At 34.5% G+C, this 12,259-nt stretch carries 7 protein-coding genes; 2 read left to right on the forward strand and 5 right to left on the reverse strand.

The features are described from left to right. Positions 1–8: 8 nt before the first annotated feature. Complete coding sequence (locus ACY0M5_RS14975) at positions 9–3,173, reverse strand: SusC/RagA family TonB-linked outer membrane protein (protein ID WP_461629693.1); 3,165 nt, start codon at positions 3,171–3,173, stop codon at positions 9–11. A gap of 448 nt (positions 3,174–3,621) precedes the next feature. On the opposite strand from ACY0M5_RS14975, the gene ACY0M5_RS14980 reads away from it, so the two are divergent. Beyond that, complete coding sequence (locus ACY0M5_RS14980; protein ID WP_461629694.1) at positions 3,622–6,150, forward strand: Kelch repeat-containing protein; 2,529 nt, start codon at positions 3,622–3,624, stop codon at positions 6,148–6,150. Between the two features lie 200 nt (positions 6,151–6,350). Here ACY0M5_RS14980 and ACY0M5_RS14985 read toward each other — a convergent pair whose 3' ends face one another. Genes ACY0M5_RS14985 through ACY0M5_RS15000 form a run of 4 tightly spaced genes read right to left on the reverse strand, consistent with a single transcriptional unit; the run spans position 6,351 to position 11,070 of the window. Next, on the reverse strand, positions 6,351–7,778 hold the full coding sequence (locus ACY0M5_RS14985; protein WP_461629695.1) for a glycoside hydrolase family 125 protein: 1,428 nt from the start codon (positions 7,776–7,778) through the stop codon (positions 6,351–6,353). 17 nt (positions 7,779–7,795) lie between these two features. Then, the gene (locus tag ACY0M5_RS14990) at positions 7,796–8,896 is read right to left on the reverse strand and encodes an ROK family protein (protein ID WP_461629696.1); all 1,101 of its coding nucleotides are present in this window, start codon (positions 8,894–8,896) and stop codon (positions 7,796–7,798) included. Positions 8,897–8,904: 8 nt separating this feature from the next. Further along, entirely contained in the window at positions 8,905–10,059 is a 1,155-nt protein-coding gene (locus ACY0M5_RS14995) for an MFS transporter (RefSeq protein ID WP_461629697.1), read from the reverse strand. Between the two features lie 15 nt (positions 10,060–10,074). Further along, positions 10,075–11,070, reverse strand: a complete 996-nt coding sequence (locus ACY0M5_RS15000) for a LacI family DNA-binding transcriptional regulator (protein WP_461629698.1) — start codon at positions 11,068–11,070, stop codon at positions 10,075–10,077. Between the two features lie 363 nt (positions 11,071–11,433). Between ACY0M5_RS15000 and proC the strand changes: the two genes are divergently transcribed. Beyond that, the gene (gene proC, locus ACY0M5_RS15005) at positions 11,434–12,231 is read left to right on the forward strand and encodes a pyrroline-5-carboxylate reductase (protein WP_124992801.1); all 798 of its coding nucleotides are present in this window, start codon (positions 11,434–11,436) and stop codon (positions 12,229–12,231) included. Positions 12,232–12,259 lie beyond the last annotated feature (28 nt).

The raw sequence follows: 12,259 nt of genomic DNA on the forward strand, positions 1-12,259 counted from the left end.
TATAACTCTTAGAATCCCAAATTAAGTGAGAAACCATATGTTCTGGTCGCTGGAACTGGAGAAAAATCAAATGCCGAAGCCTCAAATCTAGAGCTGTAAGCACTTGCATCAGGAGCAGTCCCAGGTGTGTCTTTATAGAAATAGAACAAGTTTCGTCCCACTATTGAAATTCTTGCGGTTTTAATCGGATTCTTACCAATTTTACTCAAGAAACTTTGAGGTATTGAATAACCAACAGCCACTTCTTTTAGTTTCATATAGGATGCGTCATACACAAACTCTTCATCGATACTGGAAATTCGACCCCAATATCTTTCTGCTGTTGCAGATGTTAAATTTACTGCTCCACCCTCTGTTAGTCCATCAACTGTATAAGGATTCCTATTATTTTCAGCTGTTCTTTTTGCAGTACCTGCTCCAACAGCTCCTTTTTCGGTAATCGAAACAATATCGCCTCCTTGCTGAATGGAAAGCAGCGCAGACACATACAACCCTTTATAATCAGCCTTTAAACCAATAGATCCTGTCCAGTCTGCTTGTAAATTTCCAATCACCTCAAGCTGTTCAGTTCTCATTGGCAATCCTTCCGAGTCTACTAATATTGCACCCGCATCATTTCTGCGATATTTATACCCTTTAATATCACCCAATTTTTCTCCCTCAATACCAACAACCATTGGGCTTCCATTAATATCCCCAAATCTATATTCTTTTAGATCTGCATCAAGCTCTTTTACTTTTGTGGTATTAGCAGCAAAATTGAAGTTTAGATCCAAAGTGAAATCCTTAGTCTTAATTGGAGTTGTTGACAACATGATTTCAACTCCTTTGTTTGAGATCTTACCAGCATTAATCAATTTCTGCTGATAACCTGCACTTTGATCCATATCAACCGGCATAATCTGATTTTGAGTATTTTCATCATACAAGGTAAAATCAATTCCGATGCGGTTATTAAACATTCTTACATCAAAACCAAATTCTGTAGAAGAAGAAATTTCAGGTTTTAAATCTGGATTAACTAAAATACTCGGCACTGAACCTTTTAGTAAATTAAAATTACCCGTTTCAATTTTATACAACATACTAGTCTTGTATGGATCTGTCGCTTTCCCAACCTGAGCCCATGAACCTCTTAATTTAGCGTATGTAATCCAACTTGGCATCTCAACCATTTCAGATAAAACTCCACTTAAACTAACCGATGGATAAAAATAAGAGTTGTTATCATCTGGAAGTGTTGACGACCAATCGTTACGTGCTGTAAAATCAAGAAATAACATATTTTTATAGGCTACCTGACCAAATCCGTAAATAGACTGAACTTCTTCTTCGGAAATTGACTCACTTGAAGAAATGTTGGTACCATATCCTAAAAAATAGTTTCCTTCAGAAGGCAACTTGCCCGACTTGCTTGATAAATTCTCTGTAGTAGTATACATTTTATTACCACCTACATTTAAACTAACAGCAAAATCTTCACTTAAATCTTTATTGTAACTCAACAAAAACTCATAATTCTCTTCTTTAAAAAATCGCTCCATCGTATTGTAATCAGGGTGATTACTATATACATTATCAGCATATTTATACATAGATTGAGCATCTTCACGATAGTAATCCAAACCGTACTTTAATCTAAGTTTTAGATCAGAAGTCAATTTCATATTGGCTGCAAAATATCCAAAAGTACGGTACCTCTCATCCTGATAACTTTGCTGATCTTGCAAGAAATATGGATTACGAAAACTTGCATTCGAAGTTGTATACAACTTCTCAACATGGTTACCTCCTACCATATCATATCCAGGTTTTAAATCCTGAGTTCGGATATTCATAGGCATTTGATTAAAATATGACATATAACTATAGAATCCCATCTCAGGTCTTTCCTTACCTTTGGTATTCATATAGGACACTTTTGTGTCAATATTTAACCATGGATTAATATTGTAGTCAGCTCTTAAATCAAAATTCATTTTTTCTACCTTGTGTCCATCATAAATTCCATTGGAAATATCTTTCCCCATTGATGCACGATAGGATCCATCTTCGTTTCCACCTGTAAATGAAAGGTTGTGTTTTTGACTCACACCTGTTCTGGTAAAATCTTCTATCCGATTAGTTTGAGCCTCATAAGGAATCATTTCTCCAGTCCAGGATTCAAGCATTTGTCCCTTCATTTCCGGTCCCCACGAAGAAGTTCCGTTTTTATCGTAAACACCTTCGGTTCCCTGACCAAATTTATCCTGCATATCAAGAAAGTAAGCTGCCTCGGAAATAGTTACACTTCCAGAATAGGCAATTCCCAGACCTGCATTTTTCTTCCCTTTTTTGGTTGTCACCAAAATAACACCATTACCGGCACGAGAGCCATAAAGAGCTGCTGCATTTGGTCCCTTCAATACAGAAACAGATTCTATATCATCTGGATTAATATCAAAAGCTGCACCTGATTTATCAACACCACCAAAAACTCCGGCATCTTCGCCTTCTCTGGAATCATTAAAAGGAACTCCATCAACAACCCAAAGCGGAGCATTGTTACCTGTAAGGGAACTAGCACCACGAATTTCAATTCTTGAACTACCTCCAACACCACCACCAGACTGATTAATCTGAACTCCTGCAATTTTTCCTTCCAAAGCACTTGCTAAATTAGCATCAGCTCCTTGTGTTATTTCATCAGATTTAATATCCTGAACAGAATAACCAAGAGCCTTCTTTTCTCTTTTAATACCTAAAGCTGTTACTACAACTTCTGCCACTTCTAATGCATTCACAGTCATCACAACATTAATTACAGATTGAGAACCAACTGTAATTTCCTGTGTTTGCATACCAACAAAACTAAAAACCAGAATACTGGTTGATTCAGGAACTGTGATCTCGAATTTTCCATCGATATCAGTTACTGTTCCAATTGTAGTACCTTTAACAACAACTGATACTCCAGGAAGTGACATCCCTGAGTCTTCAGTAACAGCACCTGTAACAACTTGCTGTGTTGCAGAAACAGATAAATTGTCATTAGTTAATGTGTTAACGTTTGCATTTGCCGAAAATGGAAGAGCCATCATCGCACAAAGCAAAGCAAAAATCCCAATCTTACTTCCAAGTCCTAATGGGTTAGCCAGGCTTGAATGAAGATTTCGTAAATAGCATTTCTTCATAGTTAGAATTATTAATTATACAATGAACAAAAAAAATGTTGTTTTTTTCTGCAACCAATATTAGCGCAAACGTATTAATTCACGATTAATATTGAATTAACAAGGCACATAAAATCATTAATCAACCATTTTACATCTGATTTACAAAACTTTACTAAAAGTGGCTCGCCGGGCAAAATTAATTAGGTTTTTTAGCAATTCCTTATTTGTTCCAACTATTGAATGAAGTCGATTTTAGAAACAACTTATACCTATCACAATTCCACCACCTATTTACTGTTTTTTCTATTATCGAAATGAATAAATTAATTTGATTGATATCAAGCTGAAATAAGTTCACAAATTCTTCTTCCGTTTTGTGCAATGACCTTAGTCTTTTTAGGCTTTTATCTTTAAAGTCTTGGTATATTTAGATATATTTGGAAATTAACAAACGCCATAAATAATAATGAAATTTCTACTTACATTATTTGCTTTAATTATATCTTCCCCTTCTCTTTTTGCTGACCATGGTATTTATTTTAAATCCAACGAGGTTTCGAAAGAGAATCGGACTGGAATTGATATTACACACAAGAATAATATTTCATATACCAAAAGCTTCACCATTGCTTTTATGCTTTCTTTACGGGAAACGGAAACTCATTATGGGGAAATCCTATCTTTAAAGGAGGAAAATGGTAAAAACTTAATTCAGGTTACCTATAGAGAACCGGATTTATATGTAATCCACAATAAAAAAGAAACTAAATTTCATTGTAATTTTAATTCATTAAACCTTCTTCGAAACAGATGGATTCCATTCCAACTTGAAATTGATAGTGAAAATGGAGAGATTGCCTTAACTCTTGGAGAGAATCACTTTAAGAATTCAATTCAATTTCCAAAAACCTCTGAGTTTTCCTTATCATTAGGTGTAATAAACAAGTATGGCTTTTTTATTGATGAAGTTCCCTCGATGTCTGTAAAAGATTTGGCCATTCATATTGACGGAACACCAAAACATTTATGGCCATTTCGAAAAGTTGCCAACAATGAACTTAAAGACATTTTATCGAGCAGAACTGCGAAAATTTACAATCCTGATTGGGTAATTGATTACCACAATCAGTGGACAAAAGTTAAAACATTATCGTTTCCCACAATGCCATCAATGGCATATGATAAAAAAAATGAAGTAATTCATTTTGTTCTTAAAAATGGTGTTACAAGCACCTACTCATTAAAAGCAGGCACTTTAATTACAAACAATAAAAATTCCGGATACCCTGTTTTTGAAAAATCTCAACAGCTTATTATTGACAGCAACAATCAATTAGTTTCGTATAGTTTAAACCAAAACGATCTTTCAACTTACAATTCAGTCAATCAAAGCTGGAGTCATGCCGACAGTGTAACTAATGACCTGCCAAAGTGGTGGCATCACAACAAGCTGATTCATCCAATTAATCACCAAATAACTACTTTGTGCGGATACGGTTACTATTCCTATTCCAATTCAATTAAATCATTCAACGAAAAAAGCAAAGTATGGACTGAGCTCAAACTTAAAGGAGATGTAATCGAACCTCGGTATTGCGGTTCTCTTGGATTTTCGGCTGAAAACAGTAATGTTGTTTATTTATTTGGAGGACTGGGAAATCCTCTTGGAAAACAAATTTTAGGAAAAGAATTTTACTACGACCTTTATCGAATTGATTTCAAAACAAATGAAATAAAAAAATTATGGGAACTACAGCAAAATGATCAATTTCAATACCTGCCCGTAAATTCATTAAAAGTAACTGAAAAAGACAGTGCCTTTTATACATTACTATTTCCTTGTCAAAAAAGCAGTACTCACCTTCGAATAGCAAAAGGATTTATTAATGATCCAAAACTATATTTTATTGGCGATAGTATACCTTACGAATTTGTAGACATTAAATCATTCGCTGATTTATATTATTGGGAAAGTGAAAATAAATTGATTGCACTTACATCGCAGGAAACGAATGCGGATGCTGAAACATATGAAGTATCTATGTATTCGATAAGCTATGAACCCGGAGCAGATAAAGAATTGAATATGAATAATGATTCACTTCCGTTCGCCATAAAATTATTCTACGTTTTTTTAGCCGCAACACTTTTGTTCCTGATATTTTTTGTAAGGAGAAAAATTAGAACTAAAATAAAAATTGAAAAATTAGAAAATGATTCCATTTTAACCTTTCAGGAAAAACTACCGACTTTTGAAATTCCACAAGTAAACTCTATCCTGTTGTTTGGAGGATTTCAGGTTTTTGATAAGAAAAACAAAGATATCACCTACCGCTTTAGTCCTACTCTAAAAGAATTGTTTCTTCTGATATTATTGTATTCTCTTGAAGATGGAAAAGGAATTTCATCAAGAAGAATTCAAGAATTCCTTTGGCCGGATAAACCGGAAGATAAGGCCAAAAACAACAGAGGTGTTAATATTAAAAAGTTACGTGGCATCTTAGAAGATATTCAAGGAATTGAAATTACTTTCGACAATAATTATTGGAAGATGGTACTCGAAGAGAATATTTTCTGCGATTTAGCACACATTCAAAAATGTATTAGTACCCAAATAACAAATTCGGATAATGATAAAATAGAGGAAATAATTCAGATATTACACAGAGGCACCCTGCTTCGCGATATTATTCCTGAATGGCTGGATTCTTTTAAAGACAAAACAACCGGTACAATTGTAAGTACTCTTGAGGAATTATTAACTAAATTCGATTTTGAACCAAGCATACGCCTGGCCATTTCAAATGTTATTTTTGAATTCGATCAGATGAATGAAACCGCCCTTCGGGTGAAATGCAATCTCCTTTCCATACAAGGAAAACATAGCTTGGCAATGGAGACGTATGAAAACTACATAAAGCTCTATGTGAAATTATACAATGAAAAATATCAATTCACATTTAAAGAGATCGTTTCAGAAAATACAACAGTTTAATCCATAAAAAAACCAGGTTCACACCTGGTTTTTAAACTAATCTAAAATTCATCCTTCTTATGAAAAAAGATTCGGAAAGAGAAACAAATTTGCTTCTCAATCCGAAGGCAGCACACTACTACTGCAAAATCTTACTATATGTTGTTCCATTTTACAAACTACTAATCATGAAACAACATTATGTTATATTATATTTCAACCTATACAATTTCCAAAATAGTAGGTCTCTCATGAAATAACTTAACTATTAATTCCCCAAATAATGTATTTGCCCAGGCAAACCATAATCTTGTAAAATTTTCAGGATTATTTTTATGAAATGTTTCATGCATAAACCCAGTTTCTGCATGAGTATCAATCAGCATTTGCATGCAACTAATAATTTCCTGTTCATCATCAGAAGTCATCGCCCGCATCACAATACTCATGGGCCAAATCATATCAGCACCAACATGTGGCCCTCCGATTCCTTCCGCATATTTCCCTTTGTAAAACCACGGATTATTTGCGCTCAAAACAAACTTTCGGGTGTTTTGATAAAGAGAATCAGTCGTTGCCATTGCTCCCAAATAAGGAAGAGACAGCAAACTTGGAATGTTTGCATCATCCATAAACAGCTTATTTCCAAAACCATCAACCTCAAATGCCAATATATTACCATAATTTAAATGATCCGAAACAGCATACTTTGCAAGCGCTTCATCTACTTCATTTGCAAGCTTCAAGGTCTCTTCAGCCAATTTAGTCTGCAAACCTAAATGAGTTGCAATCTCAGCCAATTGTTTTAACGAAACTACAGCAAAATAATTAGAAGGAATCAAAAACGGCAAAAGGGTTGCATCATCAGATGGTCGAAATGAAGAAACAATTAATCCAACAGGATTCACAGGGTTACCATAGCCTCCATCCGGTAATGTGTCATAAGGCTTTCTTGTTTTTCTTTGAAAAGAATACGGACCTCTATCCTCTTTTCGTTGTTGCTCTTTAAATGTTTTAACAATTAATTCAGCAGCCTCTTCCCATTTCGCATCAAAACAGCTGTCATCACCCGAAGTTTTCCAATAGTGATACGCTAAACGAATGGTATAACAAAGAGAATCTATTTCCCATTTTCGTTCATGCAACTCAGCTTTCATTTCTGTATAATCACTTTCCCAGTGACTCCCTTCATCTCCCCTATTAAAAGCATTTGCATATGGATCAATCAAAACACATTTTGTTTGTCGGTTGATTAAACCTTTAAACAAGTTTTTTAATTTTTCATCTTCGGGAACCAATGATAAATATGGCCATACCTGAGCTGTTGAATCCCGCAGCCACATGGCATTTATATCGCCCGTAATTACAAAAGTATCTGGTTTACCTGATTCTTCAGAATACTGAACTGTAGTGTCCAATGTATTTGGAAAACAATTTTCAAACATCCACGACAATTCCGGATTAGAAATTTTCTCCTTTATTTGATCAATCATCTCATCGACAGAAGAACTAACAAAATTCCTTTTGTTTTTTGCTGGTCGATTTGAAACGTAACTTAAACCTTTAGGGGATGCAACTGCACCAAGCCCTGTCAGTGCAATTCCTCCAGAAAACAAAATTGAATTTCTTAAAAAAGTTCTTCTCTCCATGATTTCAATGAAAATTATTATTTCAAATTTTTCAATGCAAATGCATATGCTCCAATTGCAATCGCTTTACTTGCTCCAAGCTTGCTGAAACAAACTGCTAAACGAGGATTTGGATCATATTTAATCGTTTTATCTGTTCCTGGTATTTGTATATCTATTGAACAATCTGAAGCAAATTCTTTAAATTCTTCATCGTTATCAATATTGTAGATCTTTTGTACCAAACGAGGAAGAGATTCTCCACCTGCAGTGAAGCAATTTCCATTCATCTCTTTCAATGCTGCAGGCATATATAAATCATGAGCGCCGGTTAACCCTCCACCAATAACAGCAATACCATCGGTAATGGTTAAAAGATTAGCCAAACTATCTCCTAAACATGTTCCAAACAGTTCAAATGCCTTTAGAGCTGCTTTTTGATCTGGATGACTATTATCAACTGCCACATCATAAACATCTTTTGGCATCAATTCATCGGAATACTTGCCTTTTGCATTTTCCAGAAATGTTCTTTGGATAGCCCGGGTACTTATTCCCTCTTCAGCAAAACGATCAGGAAAAACTCTTGAACTGGTTAACCAAACCTCAGTTGCAATCGAATTATCGCCAGTAAATAATTCATTATTGTGCACTAATCCGCCTCCAAATCCGGTACCAAGAGTTACGCCAATTAAATTTCGATAACGCTTAGGACTATTTTCTTCTTCCAAACGCTTGTTGATAGCTGGCAATACGCCTCCCAAGGCTTCGCCATAAGCAAATAAATCACCGTCATTATTAATAAAAACCGGTATTGAGAATTTCTCTTCAAGCATTGGTCCTAAGGCAACGCCTCCTCTAAATGCAGAAAGATTTGGCAAATCACCAATGATTCCATTTTTGTAATCGGCAGGTCCAGGAAATGCAAAACTAATTGCAACAGGTTTCTCTGCAAGCAGATTCATAACTTCCTGAAATCCATCAACAATTGTTTTTAAACACAAATCAAGTTGATCTGCATTTGACGGCTTACAAATTGGTTCAACTATTTCTTCTCCGCTTTTCATTGCCGAAAAAACAAAATTTGTTCCTCCTGCATCAAGAGTCATCACAACTCTTTTATCATTCCAAATATTCATATGCTTTCTTACTTTCTTTTGTAAAACGACAATCCAAAAATGTAACCAATACACACCAACGTAACAACAAAACCACCCATAAGTGAGAAAACATCTGCTACAGCTCCAAATATTACAGGTACAATTGCACCTCCAATAATAGCTGTCACCATCAAACCTGAAATTTCGTTACTTCTCTCCGGCATTGCATCAATTGCTATTGAAAATACCAATGGGAAAATATTAGCAAATCCCAATCCAATTAAAAATATTGCAGCAAATCCCATTATCGAACTAGTTGCGATATAAAGTCCGGCAATCCCAATTAGTGACAAAAGAGTTGTAATTTTCAAAAATCTTGAAGGAGACATCCAATTCAAAATTACGCCTCCCAAAAAGCGACCGGTCATTAAAGCAATGAAGAAAAATAAGGTTCCCCACAAACCTAGTTCCTTAATGTCAAAATTAAATTTTTCGGATAAATAGTTTGGCAGCTTAGCACTCATACTTACCTCTGAACCAACATATAAGAAAATGGCTAAAACCATAAAGAAAACATATGGATTTTTCAACAACGCAAGTACCGATCCAAATGAAGCAGGAGATGCAGTATCATCTTTTTTCTCTTCGATATTAACAACATATAAATAAATCACTGCAACTAAAAGAATACCGGAATAAATTGGGAACAAAAGTTTCCAGTCTAATCCCCAATACTTAGCAGCCAACAATGGAATTAAAGCACCCGACAAAGAACCGATTGCCTTAATAAACTGTCCGAATGATAAATTTCTAGAATATTTTCCTTCAGGTGACACATCTCTCATAATTGGATTACCTGCAACCTGCAGCAAAGTAGCACCTGTTCCTAACAGCAATAATGATCCTAATAACAATCCAAATGATGAGAAATTGCCTAATATAGGTAAGACTAAACCTACTAGCGCTGCCAGCATACCAAGAAGCAATACTCGTTTTTTTCCTTTTCTATCCTGATACAATCCCATTGGAACGGAAAGCAAACCAAACATGATAAACCCCATAAAGGTTACCAATCCAGCCAAAACGTTACTCAACTCATATTCGCTTTGTAACTGACTTGTAAGCGGCCCTACAACATCACCAAATCCCATGCACAAGAATGCCAAAAAAATTGGCCCTGATTTTAGATAATTATTCTTCATTGTCGACTCTTATTATTAACGTTCTATTAATTTAGGTTTCAATTCTATTCTTGTATTCTTACTTTCTTTGTTTTTAATTACTTCATCCAGAATATCTACAGATTGCCTGGCAATACTCATTATAGGTTGTGCAATAGAAATTACTCTAGGCATCGAATAATCAAAAATGTCCAGATTATCGAAACTTACAAAAGTGATTTCTTTTACCTTTTCAGGATAATGCATATTCATTAACCAAATAGCCGTAGCAGTAATCTGATTATTGGTAAAAACAACTACATCAACCCCAGCTTCAATCAAGTATTTCAATTCCTTTTGAGCACTTTCTTTAATATGATTGTAATCTACAATTCGAAGTGAATTTTCATCATATTCCAAAGCATTATCTGTTAATGCCTGCTTGTACCCATCTATCCTCAGTTTTAACGAATAAACATCAGGTGTAATTGACAACAGACCAATTTTTTTTGCTCCTTTATCTATTGTTTTCTGAATGGCTTCCTTCATCGGATTTTTGTTTTCAACCAAAATATAATTGGCTAAAAATTCAGGGTCTTCCCGATCGAAAAAAACCATTGGGAAATTTTGCCTGGAAAGAGATTTTAAAACATCTCCTTTTATAAAACAAGACGCAATAATTAATCCATCAACCTGCCTGTTTACAAACATATTAAGCAATAACTCCTCTTTCTCTTTTTTCTCATCGGTACTCCCAATTAGTAAATGATATCCTTTTTCCCAAAGCAAATCTTCAATCATCCGTCCGATTTTAGCATAAAATGGATTCGAAATATCAGGAACCAGATAGCCAATGGTATTAGTAGTACCATTCTTTAAACTCTTCGCAATTTGATTCGGCTGATAGCCTACCTCTTCGATGTAATCCAATATTACTTTTTGAGTTTTTTTACTGATGTTCTTTTCATCTCCTTTTTTATTTAAAACAAATGAGACAGTAGTTTTTGAAACTCCTAAATCCTGGGCAATATCTTTAATTGATTTCTTTTTCAAAGGTTTTCGGTTTTACTAAAACGGTTTACTAAATCGTTTTAGCAAAAATATGGTTTATTTTTAAAATTCAAAACAAATATCCAAAAAGAAAATAGGGCTCTACAGGATATTGAATTTAAAGCATCAAAAAAAAAAACACATAGTCAACTATTAGTAAGTAACTTATTGCAACAATATACTAGTATAGTGAATTAGTATCAGATGAAATTTTTCATTCTTCTGATTTCAAAAAAAATTGTACTTTTATACACTGATAAAAATCATACACACCTCCTTATTTTCTTACAAATATTTTAAGCCCGGTTTTATATGGATTTAATTAACTTATAGTTAAATCGTGGCATTAGACAAATATGAATGAATATGAATGATCAAAAAATTTGCGTTATTGGTTGTGGTAATTTAGGTCGATCAATTGTTAAAGGACTTTTGAATAATGATACTTTTAACTCGGGTCATGTAACCGCAACAAGAAGAAATACTGATTTAATAGCGGATTTAGCAACAGAGGGAGCCGCAATTACATCGGATAACTGTGAAGCTGTTAGAAATTCCAATATTATTTTAGTTGCCGTAAAACCTTATAATGTTGGTAAAATAATTAACGAGATTAAAAGCGAAATCATTGAAGGAAAACATGTACTTGTTTCTCTTGCAACCGGACTGACAACCGAAGAAATTTCAGAAATGCTGGATCATAAAATACCGGTTTTTAGAGCTATGCCGAATATTGCTGCCAATATATCTGAATCAACAACCTGTATTTGCAGCAAAAATGCTTCTCAGGAAGAAACAAAAAACATTAAAGCTGTTTTCGATTGTGTTGGAGAAAGCCTGATTATTAATGAAGAACTAATGGAGGCGGCCACCATTTTAGGTGCTTGTGGAATTGCTTTTGTGTTCCGTTTTATCCGTGCAATGATTCAAGGTGGAATTCAAATTGGTTTTGATGCCAATACTGCCAAACAAATAGTATCTCAAACAGTAAAAGGTGCTGCCGAAATGCTCCAAATTAATAATGATCATCCCGAATCGGAAATTGACAAGGTTACTACACCAAAAGGTTGTACAATTGTTGGATTAAACGAGATGGAACATCAAGGGTTTTCGTCTGCATTAATCAAAGGAATTGTAACATCTTTTCAAAAAATTGAAAAATAACAACATTAGTTCTCATTCTATTGCTTAA

It is taken from the genome of Labilibaculum euxinicum (genome assembly GCF_963678175.1).
GTDB lineage: Bacteria > Bacteroidota > Bacteroidia > Bacteroidales > Marinifilaceae > Labilibaculum > Labilibaculum euxinus.